A 19,346-nucleotide genomic window follows, 5' to 3' on the forward strand; every position below is an offset into this window, starting at 1 on the left:
ACGGAGGATCTATGTTTACATCTCACTCCGCCACCATCCTGATTGTCGACGATTCCCCCGAGAATCTGATGGTGCTGACCGACCTGCTCTCCTCCACCTACCGGGTGCTCGCGGCCCAGAGCGGAGAGAAGTGCCTGCGCATCGCTACCGGCAAGATCACACCGGACCTCATTCTGCTGGATGTGATGATGCCTGGCATGGACGGCTACGAGGTGCTCAAGCAGCTGCGTCTCAACGGGCAAACCAGCCGCATCCCGGTCGTGTTGCTTACCGCCCTCGCCGACCCCCAGAGCGAAGAGTACGGCCTGTCGCTGGGAGCCGCCGACTACATCACCAAACCCATCAAACCCGCCATCGTCCAGGCCAGGGTGCGCACCCAGCTGGAGGCCAAGCAGGCCCGTGACGGTCTGCAAAACCAGAATGCCGCGCTGGAGGCCGAAGTGGCACGGCGCATGGCGGAAAATGATCTGACCCAGCAGGTCTCCATCCGCGCCCTCGCCCATCTGGCGGAGATCCGCGATCCCGAAACCGGCAATCACATCCTGCGCACCCAGGGCTATGTCAGACAACTGGCCAGCGCGCTGTCGACCCATCCCCGCTTTGCCGAGACCCTGACCCCCCGCTACATCGACCTGCTGAGCCGCTCGGCCCCGCTGCACGACATCGGCAAGGTGGGCATACCGGATCAGATCCTGCTAAAACCGGGCAAGCTGACGCCCGAGGAGTGGCAGATCATGCGCACCCACGCCAAGCTCGGCAGCGATGCCATCGAGGAGGCAGAACGGGACATCGATCAGCCACTGGTATTTCTCACCCTGGCCAAGGAGATCGCCCACTGGCACCACGAGAAGTGGGACGGCAGCGGCTATCCGGATGGTTTGGTGGGAGACGCCATTCCACTCTCGGCCCGCTTGATGGCGCTGGCGGATGTGTTCGACGCCCTCATCAACGTGCGGGTCTACAAGGCGGCCATGCCCTATGACGAGGCGCGTTCCCTGATCCTCTCCGGCAGCGGCCAGCATTTCGACCCGGACGTGGTGACCGCCTTTGACTGCCACTTCGACGAGTTCATCGCCATCGCCGAGCGCTACAAGGACGACAACGAGGTCCCTCATGGCTGAACGGCCGCCCTTGACCCGGGCCCATGTACTCAATGTGGTGCTCACCTATGCCGCCGTGGCGAGCCTGTGGATCCTGCTCTCCGACAAGGCGGTGGAGTGGCTGTTCAGCACCCCGGCGCAATTTGCACTGGCCAGTACCATCAAGGGGTGGCTGTTCATTGTCATCACCGCCACCCTGCTCTACGCCATGCTGCGCCGGCGCATCGATCAGCCCACCGTCAGCAGCACGCCATCGAGGCGCCAACTGCTTCCCTTCGTGCTGTTCAATGGCCTCATCATCGCCCTGACCGCCATGGCCATCGCCCAGAACATCAATCTGACCCAGGACAAGGAGGCGACCCGGCTCGAGACCATTGCCGACCTTAAAGGCAAGCGCATCACCGAGTGGCTCAACTCCCGCGAATTCGACGCCCACATCCTGCTCGAAAACCCGCTCTATGGCGCCCTCTATCGCGAAGCCCAGACCAGCCATGCCGGCCAGGCCGACCTGATGGCCAGGCTCGATGAGTTTCTCTCCATCCGCCGTTTCAGCGCCGCCACCGTGCTGGCGCCGGGTGGCGAGGTGCTGTGGCAGACGCAGGGGGCCAGCGGTCTCAACTCCGCGCTGCGCAATGCCCTGGCCAGTGTCAGCGCCGGGCGCATCAGCCGGGTGGGCCCCTACCTGGACGAGCAAGGGCATGCCCGGCTCGATTTCATCGCTCCCCTGCCGGTGACCGACGGCAAGCCCCCCCTGATCGTGCTGCAGATCAGCAGCAGCGATCCCCTCAACAGCATTCTCAAGACCTGGCCAGTGCCGGACAGCAGCGGCGAAGCCCTGCTGTTTCGCCGCAACGGCGAGCAGATCCAGTTCATCAATGACGTTCGCTATCGTCCGGACTCGGCCCTCAGCCTGCAGTTGCCGGCCAGCAGCAAGGAGCTGCTGGCGGCCCAGTACCTGCGCCATGATCACGACGCCCAGGACAAAGCGATCTTCTTTGGCCGGGACTATCGCAACGTGCCGGTGTTTGGCACCGCCCGTCCGGTACTGGGCACCGACTGGTACCTGCTGGCCAAGATAGACGAGGCGGAGCTCAACCGCGCGGTATTGAAAGAGAGCATCTGGATCGGGCTCATCGGCCTGCTTGCCCTCTTCATTACCAATGCGGGCATAGTACTGCTGCGCCAGCACACCCGGCTGCAGATGGCCGAGCAGGTTCGCCAGTCCCAGGCCGGTCGGCTGCAGGCGCTGCAACTGCTCTCCGCCATCGCCGACAGCTCGGAAGACGCCATCTTCGCCAAGGATCTGGAGGGCAAGTACATCCTGTTCAATCGGGCAGCCAGCCAGTTCGTCGGCAAGTCGGCCAGCGAGATGCTGGGCCAGGATGACACGGCCATCTTTCCCCCCGATCAGGCGCGCATGCTGATGGAGATTGGCCGCCAGGTGATTGCCAGCAACCGGGTGCAGACCCAGGAGGAGTTTCTGACCCTGCCAGGCGGCGAGCGGGTGTTTCTCGCCACCAAGGGGCCGCTGCAGGGCAGCGATGGCGAGGTGATCGGTATCTTTGGCATCTCTCGCGACATCACCGACTTCAAGCGGGCCGAAGCGGGCCTGCGCGAGCGTGAAGGGCTGTTCCGCGCCCTGGTGGAGCAATCCCTGGCCGGCATCTACATCATCCAGCAGGGTCAACTCTGCTACATCAACCCCGGTTTTGCCCGCCTGTTCGGCTACGGTTCGACTGCGGCACTGCTGAAGATTGGCTCCCTGCCAGCCCTGGCCAGTGCCAAGGACAGCGCCAGGGTGGCCGAACAGCTGCAGCGCTGCGAGCAGGAAGACAGCGAGATCCACACCCGCTTCACCGCCCTGCATCACGATCACCAGAACATCGAGATGGAGCTGTACGGCCGGCGCGTCGACTACCGTGGCCAGCCCGCCGTGCTCGGCCTCTTGCTGGACATCACGGAGCGGGAGCAGGTCGAACAGGCCCTGACCCGCCAAGCGAGCGAACTGCGCCAGCAAAACAACGAGCTGGAGCGGTTCAACAAGGTGATGGTGGACAGGGAGCTCGCCATGCTGGCCCTCAAGCACAAGATCAATGAATTGTCGCTCCAGCTCGGAGAGCAGCCCCCCTACCCGCAGGCCCCCACTCCGCCGGAAGAGTCCCTATGATGAACTGGTCTTCGCTGTGGCATCTTCGCCCCACCAAACAGCGCTGGGGCGCCTGCCTGCTGGCACTGCTGCTGCCCGTCCTGATGCTGCAGATCCGGGTCCAGCTGCCCATCGCCTTTGGCGAGCGCCCTCTGCTGGTGCTGTTCATGCTGCCCATCATCATCTGTGCCCTGCTGGGGGGGCTGTTGCCCGGTCTGCTCTGCACCCTGATGAGCGGCCTGCTCACGGCCTACTTCGTGTTGCTCCCGGTCCACGAGCTGCGCATCGGCTCCGGCCAGGATCTGGTGCAGTGGGGCATTCTGGAGGTCAACGGCATCCTCATCAGCCTGCTGAGCGCCGCGGTGCACCACTCCCGCAGCCGGGAGACCCAGCGTTGGCAAGAGTTGGCCAGCATCCAGTCCCGTCTGCAACAGAGTGAGACCCGCTTCCAGGCCACCTTCGAACAGGCCGCGGTCGGCATTGCCCTGGTCGCCCCTGACGGCAAGTGGCTGCGGGTCAACCAGCGGCTGTGCGACATGGTGGGCTATCAGGCCGACGAGCTGATGGGAATGACCTTTCAGCAGATCACCCACCCGGACGATCTCTTCATCGACCAGACCTATGTGACCCAGATGCTGGCCGGCGAACGCCAGCAGTACACCCTGGAGAAGCGCTACCTGCGCAAGGGAGGCGAGATCCTCTGGATCACCCTGACGGTGGCACTGGTCAAAAACCTCAAGGGGGAGCCCGACTACTTCATCTCGGTGATCGAGGACAACCAGCAACGCAAGGAGGCGGAGGAGGCCCTGCGCCGCAACGAGGGGATCCTGCGTGAATCCCAGCACCTGGCCAAGATCGGCAACTGGCGCTGGCACATCGCCGATGACAGCCACTTCTGGTCGCCGGAGATCTACCGCATCTATGGCCGCGATCCCTCCCTGCCCCCTGCCATCTATCCCGAAGTGAAGAAGTATTTCACCCAGGAGGGGTGGCGAACCATCGCCCAGTCGGTCGAACGCTGCCTGCAGGATGGTCAACCCTACGAGTGCGACGCCGAGGTGATCCACGATCAGGGTGAGCCAGCCTGGATCATCGCCCGGGGGGCAGCGCTTCGAGACAGCGAGGGGACCATAGTCGAGCTTTACGGCACGGTACAGGACATCACGGAGCGCAAGCTGGCCGAGCAGCAGTTGCTGCACAACCAGCAGATAGCGCTCGATACCCAGCGCCGCGCCAGACTGGCGGCGCTCAATCTGATGGATGACGCCATCAGCGCCCGCATCCGCGCCGAGACCACCAGCAGTGCCCTGCGCGAGAGTGAACAGCGGTTGCTGCTGGCCCAGGAGGGGGCGCACATCGGGATCTGGGAGTGGAACATCCAGAGTGGTCGCCTCTACTTCTCCCCCGAGTGCGCCCGCCTCTATGGCCGTAGCGCCGAGCAGCTCGGCGAGATCCACACCTGGCAGCGCTGCCTGCACCCGGACGACAAGCCGCGCATCGACAAGCTGCTGGCAGACCTTCCCGCCGGCGGCAAACCGGTGGAGCTCGAGTTCCGGATCCTGCTGCCCAACGGCGAGGTGCGCTGGCTCAGCAGCAAGGGCAGCGTCTATCGGGATGCCCAGCAGCGCCCGCTGCGCCTGCTCGGCATCCATCTGGACATCACAGAGCGCAAACTGGCCGAGCAGCAGCTGCGCCAGCTGTCGCTCGCGCTGGAGCAAAGCCCGGACGGCGTCTTCATCACCGATACCCAGGCCCGCATCGAGTATGTCAACGTCGCCTTCCTGACCACCAGCGGCTACCAGCTGAGCGAAGTGATCGGCCAGACCCCGACCCTGCTGCGCTCCGGCCTCACCCCCAGGGCCACCTATATCGCCCTGTGGGACGCCATCAAGCGCGGCCAGCGCTGGCACGGCGAGTTCATCAACAAACGCAAGGACGGCTCCCACTATCATGTGCTGGCCACCGTCTCCCCCATCCGCCAGGAGAACGGGGTAGTGACCCACTACGTGACGGTACAGGCCGACATTACCGAGAAGAAGCAGCTCGGCGAGGAGCTCGATCAGTACCGCTACCACCTGGAGGAGATGGTTGACGAGCGCACCCTGCAACTGGCCCAGGCCCACCAGCGGGCGGAGAGCGCCAATCGCGCCAAGAGTGCGTTTCTGGCCAACATGAGCCACGAGATCCGCACCCCCATGAACGCCATTCTGGGGCTCACCTATCTGCTCAAGCGCGACACGCCGGATCACACCCAGCAGGAGCGGCTGGAGAAGATCGACAACGCCGCCCAGCATCTGCTCACCATCATCAACGACATTCTGGATCTCTCCAAAATCGATGCCGGCAAGATGGCGCTGGAGCAGAGCGACTTCTCCCTCACCGCCATGCTGGACAACGTCAGCGCCCTGATGAGCGAGCAGGCCCGCGCCAAGGGGCTCACCATCATAGTCGACATCGGCGACACCCCGGCCTGGGTGCACGGCGACATCACTCGCCTGCGTCAGGCGCTGCTCAACTACACGGCCAATGCCATCAAGTTCACCGAGCAGGGCTCGGTCACCCTGCGGGTACGACCGGAGCGCCAGCTTGGCAGCGACTATCTGCTGCGCTTCGAGGTGGAGGACACCGGCATCGGCATCAGCCCGGAACAGACCGAGAAGCTGTTCCAGGCCTTCGAGCAGGCGGACGTCTCCACCACCCGCAAATATGGCGGCACCGGCCTTGGACTGGCCATCACCAGCCGGCTTGCCACCCTGATGGGCGGGGATGTGGGGGTCAGCAGCACCCTCGGCAAGGGCAGCTGCTTCTGGTTTACCGCCCGCCTCTCGGCAGGCCAGGGCGAGCCGCAACAGCCAGCCCTGCTTGAGCAGACTGTGCAGCAGGCGCTCTTTTTCGCCAACCATGCCAGGGTACTGCTGGTGGAGGACAACGCCATCAACCGCGAGGTGGTGCTGGAACTGCTCGGCAGCAGCGGCCTGGTCATAGAGACGGCGGTGAACGGCCAGGAGGCGCTGGCGCGCGTCAGTCAGCACCCCTTCGATCTCATCCTGATGGACATACAGATGCCGCTGATGGATGGCTACAGCGCCACCCGCGCCATCCGGGCGCTACCGGGCTGGGACAAGGTGCCCATTCTGGCGCTCACCGCCAGCGCCTTTGAAGAGGACAGAAGGGCCTGCGAATCCGCCGGCATGAACGACTTCATTGCCAAACCGGTCACCCCGACCCGCCTGTTTGCAGCGCTGCAACAGTGGCTGCCCAACAGCTCAGCCGCCAAACCTGGTTATCAACGCCGGGCCAGCGATCTGCTGATCGGCCCCCTCGCCCGCCTGCAAGGGGTGCCTGGGCTCGACCTGCAACAGGGGCTGGCGGTGTTGCAGGGCAATCAGAACAAGTACGTGACCCTGCTGCGCCACTTCGCCAGCGAACACAGTCTGGACATGCAACAGCTGGCCGCTCAGTTGCAAACCGGTGACAAGCCCGCCGCCACCCGGCTGGTTCACACCCTGCGCGGGGTTGCCAGCACCCTGGGGCTGGTCGAGCTGGCCGCGCTCTGTCAGCAGCTGGAGCAGGCCCTTGCCAAAGGAAACCTGGCCCCGGCCGAGCTGATGATGCCCATCGAGCGCCACCTCTCTGAGCTGCTCAACCTGCTGGGAGAGGAGGAGCGCCTGATCCCCGCTACCTCGGCCCCCCTTGGCGGCCAGTGGCAACAACCGCTGCTGCGTCAGATGGAAGATCTGCTGCTGCAAAGCGACACTGCCGTACTGCCGCTGTTCGAGCAGTATGCCGCCCCCCTGATGCTCACGCTGGGCGCCCGGGGCGAGACGCTGGCCCGTCAGCTCAAGGTGTTCGACTTTGATGGGGCCCTGCTCACTCTGCGGGCACTGCTGGCAACGGATGATGCTCATGGGGATCCACTGGCACGCCAGCCCGATGGCAGCAAGGGACCCCAGGGGGCCAACAGGGCGGATAAAGGGTTGAATCACTGAATAAAGTCGTGCATATAGTGGTGTTCCCCCGCGTGAAAACACCGTCCGGATCCGGTCTTTTCTCCCGTACAGGAACCCGCTGTTAAAGCATGCCATTGACATTTTTTCACTCGCCACCGGGTTCTCGGGCCCGTTAGCAACAACGTTAGTTTTAACAGTGCTTTACATGGAGCAACGAGCATGTTGTCAAAGCGTATTATCCCCTGCCTCGACGTCAAAGATGGCGTGGTGGTCAAGGGAGTGCAGTTTCGTAATCACGAGGTGATGGGCGGCATCGTCGAGCTGGCCCGCCGCTACGCCAGCGAGGGGGCCGACGAGCTGGTGTTTTACGACATCACAGCCTCAAGCGATGAGCGGGTGGTGGACAAGAGCTGGGTGAGCCGGGTGGCCGAGGTCATCGACATCCCCTTCTGCGTCGCCGGTGGCATCAAGAGTGTCGAGGATGCCCGCCAGATCCTGGAATTCGGGGCCGACAAGGTCTCCATCAACTCGCCGGCACTAGCCGATCCCACCCTCATCACCCGACTGGCCGAGCGCTTCGGCGTGCAGTGCGTGGTGGTGGGCATCGACTCCTATTTTGATGCGCAGAGCGGTCACTATCAGGTCAAGCAGTTTACCGGTGACGAGAGCCGCACCCGCACCACCGCCTGGCATACCCTCGATTGGGTGCAGGAGGCGCAAAAGCGTGGCGCCGGTGAAATCGTGCTGAACGTGATGAACCAGGATGGCATGCGCCAGGGCTATGATCTCGAGCAGCTCAAGCTGGTGCGGGCCGTCTGCAAGGTGCCGCTCATCGCCTCCGGCGGCGCCGGTGCCATGGAGCACTTTCGCGATGCCTTCACCCTCGCCGACGTGGACGGGGCGCTGGCCGCCTCAGTGTTCCACAAAGGCCTTATCCCCATTCCTGAACTGAAACGCTGGCTGAAAACCGAAGGAGTCGCCATCCGTGAATAATCAAGCTGTAAACAACGACGTATCGCTGGCTGAGCGCCTGGACTGGGCGAAATGTGACGGCATGATCCCCGCCATCGTCCAGCATGCCGCCAGCGGCGAAGTGCTGATGCAGGGTTTTATGACCCGGGAAGCCCTGGATAAAACCCTGGCGACTGGCCAGGTCACCTTCTTCAGCCGCAGCAAGCAGCGCCTCTGGACCAAGGGGGAGAGCTCGGGCCATGTGCTCCAGCTGGTCGCCATCACCACCGACTGCGATCAGGACTCCCTGCTGATTGCCGCCAACCCCGTCGGCCCCACCTGCCATCTGGGCAATCCCTCCTGCTTCGACGGCCACCCAGTGCCGCCCCTTGGCTTCCTGGCCGAGCTCGAGCAGATTCTGGCGGCACGCAAGGGCGCGGATCCGGCCACCAGCTACACCGCCAGCCTCTATGGCAAGGGCACCAAGCGCATCGCCCAGAAGGTGGGTGAAGAGGGTGTCGAAGTGGCGCTGGCCGCCATGGCCAAGGATCGGGAGGAACTTATCAACGAATCCGCCGATCTGCTCTACCACCTGACGGTCTTGCTGCAAAACGAAGGGCTGGCGTTGAAGGATGTGGTGCAGCGGCTTTATGAGCGCCACAACAAATAAGCAAAAAAATAAACGGGCTGATAGCCCGTTTATTCATTCATCCCCAAGGTGAGTAAATCATGATACTCTGCCAAATCACAGCAAGATGTTTTATTAACCAATTTGATTACTGCTCTTTGTAGATTATATGATGCTTCGTGAAACATTACTTCAGACTCAAGCTGACCACTAAGAAAAACAGCATTTTGATTATCGTTTAGCACTGTAGAATAGACCCACACAAAATAATCAAAAACATCAATTGAAGACTCAATACTTTGACACCTTTGGTCTAAAAAAGAAAGATTCAAAGTAACTTGTATTTTTTTCAGAAAAGCAACATCAAAGTCATTAACCCATGTTGACCAAGAAAAACTTGCACTATTACTCTGGGGTAATGAATTCCGAACTAACTCAGCATCCATGAATGCTAAATTATACACATCCTTCTTTCTTATATAAAGACAGTACATTACAATCAAAAATACAATATCAATACTCTTCTTCAGGTTAGAAATGATAGCAACTAAATTGGATATCATTCTATTCATGTCTCTTACTGACATTCCAAAAGCACTCGAAATTTCAGCAATTATTTTGGCGATCTGTTCTTTTGAGAGTCTTGGATATAGAACACTCTCAGTTGGCAGCCAAATATCATCTCCGTACAGAGCAAGCCTTGAGCTTGCCATTTGCTCTCTTGGACTTCTTTTTAAGGTTTTCTGGCTATCAAAAAATCGTTCAAAGTATTTCTTTCCGTCAAACCCTTCTCCATAGATAGACTTCACTGCATGTTGTAGTTGCTCGGTATCCGTTGCTAGGACAAACACCACCCCAGGGATCTCGAATATATGCTTGATCGTTTCCAGCATTTCTACCGCATAGGAAGGGCGACAACGGTCAAGCTCATCAATCAAGATAAATGCGGGATAATCGAGTTTCTTCTCACTTAAACCCACAGCCCCCTCGACCCATTGTCGTATCTCTGTTTTGAGATACTGAATAGATTCATAACGCTCCTTGTGATTGCTGCAAAGCATATCAACCAGCTTGTCTACGTCTTCTCCTTCCATAGAAAAGTCACCATCTTCCAGTCCAGCTTTTTTAATGGCTGACTTGAGTACTAATTTTCCACCAATTTTTAACAATCCTAAAAGCTTTGATTTAATGCCATCAGGTACGGCAAGCTTATCTCCCGCAGCATCTCTCAGTTGTTCGATAATCGATGAGATCACCGTCAGCAAGGGGTCATCAGAAAAGTCCTGCTGCCAGGCATCGATATAGACGGTGGGATAGTGCTGCTTCAGCTCCATATACCAGCGCTTGATAAACCAGGTTTTGCCTGCCCCCCATTCGGCATTGAGGTTCAACACATAGTTGCGCTGTTTGCCCTCTGTCGCCAGATAATTGGTCAGAAATTCGGCATAGCGAGCGCGATCCAGTCGATCTCCTGCGAGAGTATCCTGCACTCCTTCAATGGTACCCGGACCACTCCATGCAATGGAGTTTTCCCAATTAAATTCTGCACGCGTCATAATATTTCCCTGCCTCGATATTGAGCAGGATATTACCAGAGTGAGCCTCGAAAGAGTTTGATGGACATAGAAGTTTGGCGCCATATTGCTCCAGGCAGAATGGCACCAACTTAAAACTTGGGATAAGAGTAGCTAGCTCCTACCCCAGCTGCTGGCGCAGCATAAATTTTTGCACCTTGCCGGTGGAGGTTTTCGGTAGCGGGGTAAAGATGATGCGCTTGGGGGCCTTGAAATGGGCCATCTGCTCGCGGCAAAACGCAATGAGTTCGGCCTGGGTGAGTTCACGCCCCTCCTTGAGCTTGACGAAGGCGCAGGGCACCTCCCCCCACTTCTCGTCCGGCATGGCGATCACCGCCACCTCGTCTACATCGGGGTGGCGATAGAGCACGTCCTCCACCTCCAGACTGGAGATGTTCTCCCCGCCAGAGATGATGATGTCCTTGGATCTGTCCTTGATCTCCACGTAGCCGTCCGGGTGCCACACCGCCAGATCGCCGCTGCGAAACCACCCCTCCGCCATCGCCTCGGCGCTGGCGGAGGGGTTCTTGAGATAGCCCTTCATCACCACATTGCCGCGCAGCACGATTTCGCCCATGGTCTTGCCATCCTGGGGGACCGGCTCGCCGCTGACCGGATTGATGACCCGCATCTCCCCCTGCAGGGGTGAGGCTACCCCTTGGCGTGCCTTGAGACGCGACAGCGTGGTGGCATCCTGCCCCTGCCAGCTTTTTTGCGGCTCGCACAGCACGCAGGGGCCATAGGTTTCGGTGAGGCCGTAGACATGGGTCACGGCGATCCCCATCGCCTCCATGCCGGCGATCACGGTGGCGGGGGGCGCCGCTCCTGCCGTCATCGCCTTGATGGGGTGGTCGAGCCCGCGTTTGAGGGCCGGATCGGCGTTGTTGAGCATGTTGAGCACGATGGGCGCGGCGCAGAAGTGGCTCACCTTGTGCTCGTGCAGCGCCTCATAGATGGCCGCCGCCTGCACATGGCGCAGGCAGACGCTCACCCCGGCCGTCGCCGCCAGGGTCCAGGGGAAACACCAGCCGTTGCAGTGAAACATCGGCAGAGTCCAGAGATAGACGCTGTGCTTGGGCAGCTCCCAGGAGAGCACGTTGTTGACTGCATTGAGGTGGGCGCCGCGATGGTGATAGACCACCCCCTTGGGGTTGCCGGTGGTACCGGAGGTGTAGTTGAGCGAGATCGCCTGCCACTCATCCTGCGGCAGCCAGCCTGGCTCATCCCCATTGCCCTCTGCAAGAAACGCCTCATAGTCGAGGTCGCCGACCAGCTCCCCCTCCCGATAGAGGGGATCGTCGATGGCGATGAGCAACGGCGCGAGTTCAATCAATGCCAGCGCCTTGCGCACCACGGCGCCAAACTCCCGGTCTACCAGCACCACCTTGCTCTGGGCATGCTGGAAGATAAAGGCCATCGACTCGGCATCGAGCCGGGTGTTGATGGTGTTGAGCACGGCGCCGCTCATGGGCACCCCGAAATGGGCCTCGAACATGGCCGGGGTATTGGGGGCGACGATGGAGACGGTATCCCCCTCGCCGATGCCGCGCAGGCGAAGGGCCGAGGCCAGCTGGCGGCAGCGTCGCTCGGTCTGGGTCCAGCTCTGGCACAGGGGGCCGTGGATCAGCGCCGGATAGTCGGGGTAGACCCGGGCGGCCCGTCCCAGAAAGCTGATGGGGGTCAGCGCCTGGTAATTGGCAGGATTTTTTTCCAGATCGCGCTGATAGATGTTCTGCTCTGTCATCGGGTTCCTTCCTCGCAGGTAGCAAAAGCGGTGCGCTCTCGGGAGCGCCGGCAACCATCGTCTGGCGTCCTGCCAGAGGGTGCTCGTATCGGGGATCACAGCCTAGCGCGAGGTGATGACCACAGGTATTAGCAAAACGTCTTAGAGGCGCTGCGCCGGCGACGCCAATCTGACCGAGCCGCATGTCGGTGCCTGTTTTTTCAGCGACAAATATCGACGGCCAATATCCTCGGCATAAAACCCGGCAAATAATGAATATGCTGATGTTGGCATGCAAGCTGGCCATATCTGGTTGCAGGCTTGCCGATATGGATATATTTACAAACAATGCCAGCTGGATATTTATGGCATAAGCAAGCACATCGGTTTATTGCCAATAAATTAATGACAGATTCCTCATGAAATATATTTTGTGACGGCTTCCATAAAGCAGGCCCGCAGCGCTGTTCATGCTTCCCCTCGGCGGGTTATGGTTTCTTGGTGAAACAATCTACCGGATGTTCAATATCAGGCCAGATTTCTCGCCATACGATGCGCTACAACCAGTGAGTTTGCGCACTCCCGCTGCATGACGAAGGAACCCTATCGACCCGATATTCCGCCGAGCCCGAACCTGCTTTATCGAGGAGCATTTTATGTGTGCCGAGCCGAATACCCAGACCCGCAGACAATTTCCCACCGCGTTTACCATCTTGTTTTTGATCATGTTGTTGGCCATCGGGCTGACCTGGATAATTCCGGCGGGCGCCTATGCCAAGCTCTCTTATAATGCCGCCAGCCATATGCTGACCATCAACACGCCGCAAGGGGAAACCCGGCGAGTGCCCGCCACTCAGGATGAGCTGACCAGACTCGACATCAATATCGGGGTGGAGCAGTTCGTCAATGGCACCATCCGCAAGCCCATCGCCATCCCCGGTACCTATGAACGGCTGGCCCAGGCGCCGAAGGGGCTCTCCGACGTGGCAGTGAGCATGGTCAAGGGCACCATAGAGGGGGCCGACATCATCGTCTTCATCCTGGTGCTGGGGGGACTGATCGGCGTCATCAACAAGACCGGCGCCTTCAATGCCGGACTGGTGGCGTTGTCGCGCAAGACCCGCGGCAACGAGTTCCTGTTTGTGGCGCTGGTCTGCTTGGTGATGGCGCTGGGGGGCACCACCTGTGGGCTGGAGGAGGAGGCCGTCGCCTTCTACCCCATCCTGGTGCCCATCTTTCTGGCGCTCGGCTATGACGCCATCGTCTGTGTGGGGGCCATCTTCCTGGCCGCCTCCATGGGCACCACCTTCTCCACCATCAACCCCTTCTCGGTGGTGATCGCCTCCAACGCCGCCGGCATCCCCTTTACCGAGGGGCTCAGCTTTCGCGCCGTCGGTTGTCTGGTGGGCACCCTGGTGGTGATCGGTTACCTCTACTGGTACTGCAAGAAGATCAAGGCCAACCCCGCCTTCTCCTACACCTATGAGGACAGAGAGAGCTTTCGGGCCCGCTTCCTGAAAGAGGGCTCCCTCGATGAAGGGGTCCCCTTCACCCTGCGCCGCAAGATCATCCTGACCCTGTTCATCCTCGCCTTCCCCCTGATGGTGTGGGGCGTCTCCATGGCTGGCTGGTGGTTCCCGCAGATGGCTGCCTCCTTCCTGGCCGTCGCCATCGTTATCATCCTTATCTCCGGACTCAAGGAGAAAGAGGCGGTCGAGGCCTTTACCCAGGGGGCGTCCGAGCTGGTGGCGGTGTCCCTCATCATCGGGCTGGCGCGGGGGGTCAACCTGGTGCTGGATCAGGGGATGATCTCGGACACCATCCTGGCTTACGCCTCCAGTCTGGTGGCCGGCATGCACGGCGCCGTGTTTGCGGTGGCCCAGATGCTGGTGTTCACCCTGTTGGGGCTGGTGGTGCCCTCCTCCTCGGGGCTGGCGGTGCTCTCCATGCCCATCATGGCGCCGCTGGCGGATACCGTGATGATCCCGCGCTATATAGTGGTGTCGGCCTACAACTGGGGGCAATACGCCATGCTGTTCCTGGCCCCCACCGGGCTGGTGCTGGTCACCCTGCAGATGCTCGGCATCCAGTTCAACCAGTGGGTCAGGTTCGTGCTGCCCATGGTGGGCTTTGTGCTAGGCTTCGGTGCCCTGATGCTGGTGGCGCAGGTGATGATGATCTAGCCCCTGACCCCGGCGGCGGGGTCAGGCTTAAACTGCGGCGCAGATCCGGGGAACTAGTGGCGCACCCTGTGCTGCTGGCGAAAACAGAAGAGCTTGAGGCTGATGTCGGCTATGTCGGCGGGCAGCTCCTGCGCCGTCTCGCAGAGGGGTTGATAGAGGGAGTCCAGCAGCCGCTGGGCTTGTTCCCGGGTGATGATGCCGGCCTGCACGGCCGGTTGTATCCATCTTGGCAGCATCGACATATGAACCCCCTTGCTGACCGGATGACCGCAGCCGAATCTGGCCTGACTGCGGGTGGCGACCTGCCGGCTCACATTGCTGCGGGCCGCCAGAGACGCGCGATTTATCCTCTCTGCCAACAGAGCAAGCATAATGCTTGCCGTGATCTGTTATCGGCCGCCAGCCATCCTGGCAACAGTGATTTATCAAGCGGTTGGCACACCCTGACTGGCCCTTGTTGACGACTAGGCCCCCCTTGTTTGCCACTGCGCCAGCCGGCTGGTGGCAGGAGCTTGGCGCAAAATGGGAAAATAGGCCCAGCTGAATCGCAAAATGCCACTCGCAGATCGCTTTTTCTCCCTTCACTGCACCTTTGTCGCCAAAGCCCGACACCTTTTTGGCGAGGCACTTTTCGGTGCAGTCAGGGGTTGTCGTGCCCGCACGGGCTTTGCCTTGTGCCTCCTTGCCCTTGTGCCAAGATGAGCGCAAGCAAGAGACGCATCCCGTGATGCATTTGAGGAGAAGAGAAAATGAACAAATCCATGTTGGCAGGAGTCGGGATCGGTGTGGCCTCTGCGCTGGCCTTGTCAGCCGCCGCCAGCGGATCCCTGTTTTCATCACAGCCTCAGTTCGCCGAAGTGCTGGCCAGCAAAGCGGTGACCGAGACCATCAAGACCCCCCGGCAGGAGTGTCGCAACGTCACCGTGACCCACCGCAAGCCGGTGCAGGACGAGCACAAGATCCTGGGTACCGTGGTCGGCGCTGCGCTGGGCGGCGTGCTCGGCAACCAGTTCGGTGGCGGCAACGGCAAGAAGGTGGCGACCGCCGCCGGCGCCGTGGCGGGTGGTTATGCCGGCAACCAGGTGCAGGGCAACATGCAGGCCGGTGATACCTACACCACCACAGAGCAGCGCTGCAAGACGGTGCAGGAGAGCAGCACCCGCACCCTGGGCTATGACGTCACCTACCGCCTCGCCGGTCAGGAAGGGGTGATCCGCATGAACAAGGCCCCCGGCGCCACCATCCCGGTCAAGGATGGCAAGCTGGTGATCGACGGCTCCCAGAGCGGCAGCTGATCCCGTTAGCTGGTCCAGCTCAGAGGCCCATCCTGGTGATGGGCCTCGTTGTTTTCGGCACTTTGGCCTGCAACAGCAAGGTGGCCAACAACAGAAAGGGGCCCGCAGGCCCCTTTTCATATTGAGAAGTCATCCTCAGTGGCGACCGAAGGGCCACCAGGACTTGTCGTTGTCGAGAATGTCGACCCGGGTCTCCTGCAGGTTGCCCGGCTGGCCACCCTGCAGCGCGGCCAGGCTTACCTTGAACTGCTCGGTGGGCTCGACAAACCAGTCATCGATGATCAGCACCTTGACCGACTTGCTGCCCCCCTCGCCCGCGGCCCAGCTCACGGTCTGGCTGAACCAGGGCAGGAAATCCAACCCCCAGCGCGCCGTGACCCCGTCAAGGGCCACCCGGGCCCGGGCCGGCTTGCTCAGATCGCCGCTGCGCACCAGCGGGATCTCGGCAAACCACTGCCCCTCGTTCACCGTCATGCTGGCACGCGCCAGCGAGATGGTGGACGGCGCCAGCTTGTCCTTGATGGTCACCAGGGTCTGGTGCTGATCGCCCAGGGTCGCGCCGCTCGCATCAAACAGCTCCAGCGTAAAGGTCTCGTCCCCCTCGTTCAGGGTGTCGCTCTTCACCGGGATGCTGATGGTCTGGCTGTCGCTCTGTCCGGCGGCCCAGTGCAGGGTGCCGGTGAGGGGCGCCACGTCGCTTGCGTCCGCGCTGCCGTAGGCAATGCGATAGCTGACGCTGGCCTCCCCATAGCTGCCGTCGCGGCGCGCCACGCTCAAGGCCAGGGTGTTGCCCTCCTCCACGTTGGCAGCGGCGCTCTCGAGGCTCAATACCCCGGCAGGCGGCAGCGGATACTGGATGGCCACCAGCACGGGATCGTGATCCGAGGCGCTGAAGGGCCCTTCGGATTTCGCCAGCTGGCCGCTGTACTTGCTGCCGTACTCGAAGAAGTTGCTCTCGGCGGAGTTGATGTGCCAATCCTCGATGCCGATCACCTTGGCCGCGAGACTCGGATTTGCCAGGGCGTGATCCAGGTTGCCGAGCTCCCCTTCATAGCTGTAGGAGTAGGTGTCGGTGCCGTGGAAGCGGGTGTTGAGGTTGACAAGGCCATACCCCTTGCCAAGGGCGCTGCCGCTCTCCTCGAAGGGCTGACCCGCCAAGGTGGTGAAGGAGGCGCTCATGATCTGGCGCGCCTGGGCGGCCGGATCATAGTCGGTCAGTACCCGGATGGGATCCTCCATGCCGTAGGCGTTCATGTCGCCGATGAGCAACAGATCCCCGGCCAAATCCTTGAGATGTTCCCCCAGCACCTTGGCGGCGGAGACCCGCAGCGCATTGCAGTGGCCCTGACCATCCAGCGGATCGGCAGTGGCGTAGTCGGGGTAGTCCTCGAAGCAGGCGGAGCCCTTGGACTTGAGGTGGTTGACCACCAGGGTCAGCGGCGCATCCCCCTTGGGCGAGCTGAAGCGCTGTACCAGCGACTCGCGCATCCCCTGATTGATGGTCACCGGCTTGCCGTTGGCGTCCTGCGCCTCGGCCTGCTGCACCGGCAGCGCAATGAGACTGGCGGCCCCCTCCGGGGTCACCTTGGCGGGCCGGTAGATGAGCCCCACCGTGATGGCGTCGGTGCCAATGGGCTTGCCATCCGGCGAGGCAATCCAGCGGTAGTGATCCGCCTCGTCCGGCAGGGCGGCGTTGAGGGCCGCCACCAGGTTGGCGATGGCGGAGTTGTCGCCGTAGCCGTTGTTCTCGATCTCCATCAGCCCCACCACGTCGGCATTGAGGCGGGTGATGGCGCTGACGATCTTGGTGCGCTGCAACTCGAACTCCGCCACCGTCGGGGCGCCCCGGTTGCTGCCGGTGGGGTTGGCATCGCCCCCCACGACCGTGGTGAAGAAGTTGAGCACGTTGAAGCTGGCGACCCGCAGATCCCCCGCCTCGGCAAGCTCAGGGGTTTCCACCCGATCCCAGCCGCTGTGATCTATCTGGCTCGCGTCAATGCGGTTGCTGGCCACCAGTCGGAACAGGTTGTAGGAGTAGCCAAGCGCCCCCTCAAGCCCGTTGAGCTTGTCGCCGATGCGCAGGTAACCATCCTCGGCGTTGAAGCCGGGGAACCAGGGCAGCACACCGTCCGGCGCCTTGGCGTCGGTCTCCACCACCAGCTGGTTCTGCTGGTTGCGAAGGGCCCAGTCGCTCGCCTCCTCGCTCATGGCGGCAAACTTCTGGGTCGACTGGATGAGCGGCGCGCCATAAGCCAGCACCAGGTTGTTGCGCTTGCCGTCGTAGTCGAAGCTGAAGTTGCGGGTCACCACCAGGCTGGATTCAGGCACCAGCCGCACCTGCATCCCCTCGTGACGTTCCAGCAGCTGGCTCAGGCTCTCCCCCGCCACCGGCACCAGATCCACCGCCGCCGGCACGGCCCCAGCAGGCCGGGTCACTACCAGCTCGTCGGCGTTAAGCTGGGTCTGGTTGAAATACTCTTTCACCTTGCCCGAGACGCACACCTCGGCCCCCGGCACGATGGCAGCGTTGGCCTTGGTGCTGTAGACGAAGAGGCCGTCGGAGGTCGCCGGATCCCCGTCACCCTGCACGTCCTGGATGAAGAAGCCCTTGTAGAGGCCGCTCACTACCTGAGTCACCACACCGCGGGTGGCGTAGGCCTGCTCCGATTCAAACTTGCCGGCCGGAACCAGCGGGCTGCTGTTGCCTGGGCCCTGAATGGCGGGCACCGGCACCAGGCTGTCCACCGGGCAGACGAAGGCGGGCGGCTGGGTGCCATCGCAGGGGCCATCGCCGCTGCAACCCAGGCCACTGGCGTCATCTTTCGGGGCGGCCACGTATTCGAGCGCCGGATCGAAGGGGGCGGTTGCATCAGTTCGGCCGATGGTGACGGTGGCCTTGCGGCGCAGGGTCATGTCCAGGGTCGAGACGTTGCCCGACACCCAGGCCGTGCCCGGATCCACTCCCACCTGGCCGAAACTGTCGATTATCTCGCTGCCGCGATAGAGCACCAGGGCATCGTCACCGTTGAACACCAGGTTGCCGCTGGTGCGGTTGGCCTTGGCCAGGATCTCGCTGCTGGCGGAGGGGTTGGCCAGCACCAGGGTGGCCCCCGGGGCCAGCGTGCCTTGCAGCGCCAGGCTGTTGGTGGGTGATTCGCTGATGGGTTTGCCGTTGGCGTAGAGGGCCAACCGGTATTGGGAGAGATCGACGGCGTCGCTGCCGAGGTTGCTCAGCTCCACCGCCTTATTGTTGCCCGAGCCTTCCAGGTATTCGCTGATGAGCAGTTGTGCCTGTGCCTGTCCCGCCAGCGCCAGCCCGACGGCCAGCGCTACCAGAGAGTGTCTTCCTGACATGCCAGTTTCCTTTTCTTTTTGACGTTATGTTTTGCGCCCCGCCAGGCGGGCCGCAGCACCTTGTTACGATTCTGATTGAGCATCATGGCGGCCTCGGCCAACCACGGCGCCTACTCTGCCCGTTTCGGCGCAGGGCCGCCGCGAGCTGGCTAACAATTACAGAAAAATGTTGCGGTCACGTGACGAAAAAGGGGCTTTTTTTCAGCCCCCTTGCCGTTATTTTCCGTTATTTCCCGCTCACCGGCATTTGCTGCCGCCAATATGCAAAAGAGGCGCACAAGATGGCGACACAAATTGACATAGTGCGTAAAAACAGTCGCTTGCCATTTCCAGGCCGCTGCGCGGACCCGCCTGCTCATTATTTGTGCTGGCAACCAGGCTGCGCGGGATGCCTGTTCCCCATTGCCCGCCCGAAATAACGGGATGCATGCTTGAGCAGCGG

The 19,346-nt window shown here is 61.4% G+C and carries 11 protein-coding genes; 7 read left to right on the forward strand and 4 right to left on the reverse strand.

Going from position 1 to position 19,346, the window contains the following annotated elements; translation table 11 throughout:
• The first annotated feature begins 11 nt into the window (after window positions 1–11).
• The 5 genes from AB5Y95_RS03270 to hisIE all read left to right on the forward strand — a co-directional run bounded on the left by AB5Y95_RS03270 (window position 12) and on the right by hisIE (window position 8,817).
• Window positions 12–1,121: a two-component system response regulator gene (locus AB5Y95_RS03270; protein ID WP_368159495.1), complete on the forward strand. Its 1,110-nt coding sequence runs from the start codon at window positions 12–14 to the stop codon at window positions 1,119–1,121.
• A complete protein-coding gene (locus AB5Y95_RS03275) occupies window positions 1,114–3,267 on the forward strand; it encodes a PAS domain S-box protein (RefSeq protein WP_337079451.1) in 2,154 nt (717 codons plus the stop codon). The genes AB5Y95_RS03270 and AB5Y95_RS03275 overlap by 8 nt, the downstream gene beginning before the upstream one ends.
• Entirely contained in the window at window positions 3,264–7,235 is a 3,972-nt protein-coding gene (locus tag AB5Y95_RS03280) for a PAS domain S-box protein (RefSeq protein WP_368159496.1), read from the forward strand. Before AB5Y95_RS03275 ends, AB5Y95_RS03280 begins: the two co-directional genes overlap by 4 nt.
• Window positions 7,236–7,415: 180 nt before the next feature.
• Window positions 7,416–8,189, forward strand: a complete 774-nt coding sequence (hisF, locus tag AB5Y95_RS03285) for an imidazole glycerol phosphate synthase subunit HisF (RefSeq protein WP_010633929.1) — start codon at window positions 7,416–7,418, stop codon at window positions 8,187–8,189.
• Window positions 8,182–8,817, forward strand: a complete 636-nt coding sequence (gene hisIE, locus AB5Y95_RS03290; protein WP_043171379.1) for a bifunctional phosphoribosyl-AMP cyclohydrolase/phosphoribosyl-ATP diphosphatase HisIE — start codon at window positions 8,182–8,184, stop codon at window positions 8,815–8,817. The genes hisF and hisIE overlap by 8 nt, the downstream gene beginning before the upstream one ends.
• Window positions 8,818–8,846: 29 nt before the next feature.
• Here hisIE and AB5Y95_RS03295 read toward each other — a convergent pair whose 3' ends face one another.
• Window positions 8,847–10,331: a P-loop NTPase fold protein gene (locus AB5Y95_RS03295; RefSeq protein WP_368159497.1), complete on the reverse strand. Its 1,485-nt coding sequence runs from the start codon at window positions 10,329–10,331 to the stop codon at window positions 8,847–8,849.
• Between the two features lie 139 nt (window positions 10,332–10,470).
• The gene (locus tag AB5Y95_RS03300) at window positions 10,471–12,093 is read right to left on the reverse strand and encodes an acyl-CoA synthetase (protein ID WP_368159498.1); all 1,623 of its coding nucleotides are present in this window, start codon (window positions 12,091–12,093) and stop codon (window positions 10,471–10,473) included.
• Between the two features lie 635 nt (window positions 12,094–12,728).
• Between AB5Y95_RS03300 and AB5Y95_RS03305 the strand changes: the two genes are divergently transcribed.
• Window positions 12,729–14,255, forward strand: a complete 1,527-nt coding sequence (locus AB5Y95_RS03305; RefSeq protein ID WP_368159499.1) for a YfcC family protein — start codon at window positions 12,729–12,731, stop codon at window positions 14,253–14,255.
• Between the two features lie 53 nt (window positions 14,256–14,308).
• On the opposite strand, the gene AB5Y95_RS03310 is transcribed toward AB5Y95_RS03305, so the two are convergent.
• Window positions 14,309–14,497, reverse strand: a complete 189-nt coding sequence (locus tag AB5Y95_RS03310; protein ID WP_005301113.1) for a hypothetical protein — start codon at window positions 14,495–14,497, stop codon at window positions 14,309–14,311.
• Between the two features lie 507 nt (window positions 14,498–15,004).
• Between AB5Y95_RS03310 and AB5Y95_RS03315 the strand changes: the two genes are divergently transcribed.
• Window positions 15,005–15,550 carry a glycine zipper 2TM domain-containing protein gene (locus tag AB5Y95_RS03315; RefSeq protein ID WP_010633922.1) on the forward strand — a complete coding sequence of 182 codons (546 nt, stop codon included), beginning with the start codon at window positions 15,005–15,007 and terminating at the stop codon, window positions 15,548–15,550.
• Between the two features lie 135 nt (window positions 15,551–15,685).
• On the opposite strand, the gene AB5Y95_RS03320 is transcribed toward AB5Y95_RS03315, so the two are convergent.
• On the reverse strand, window positions 15,686–18,904 hold the full coding sequence (locus tag AB5Y95_RS03320) for an ExeM/NucH family extracellular endonuclease (RefSeq protein WP_368159500.1): 3,219 nt from the start codon (window positions 18,902–18,904) through the stop codon (window positions 15,686–15,688).
• Between the last annotated feature and the right edge of the window lie 442 nt (window positions 18,905–19,346).

The sequence above is a fragment of the Aeromonas sp. R5-3 genome, from assembly GCF_040908225.1.
GTDB lineage: Bacteria > Pseudomonadota > Gammaproteobacteria > Enterobacterales > Aeromonadaceae > Aeromonas > Aeromonas dhakensis.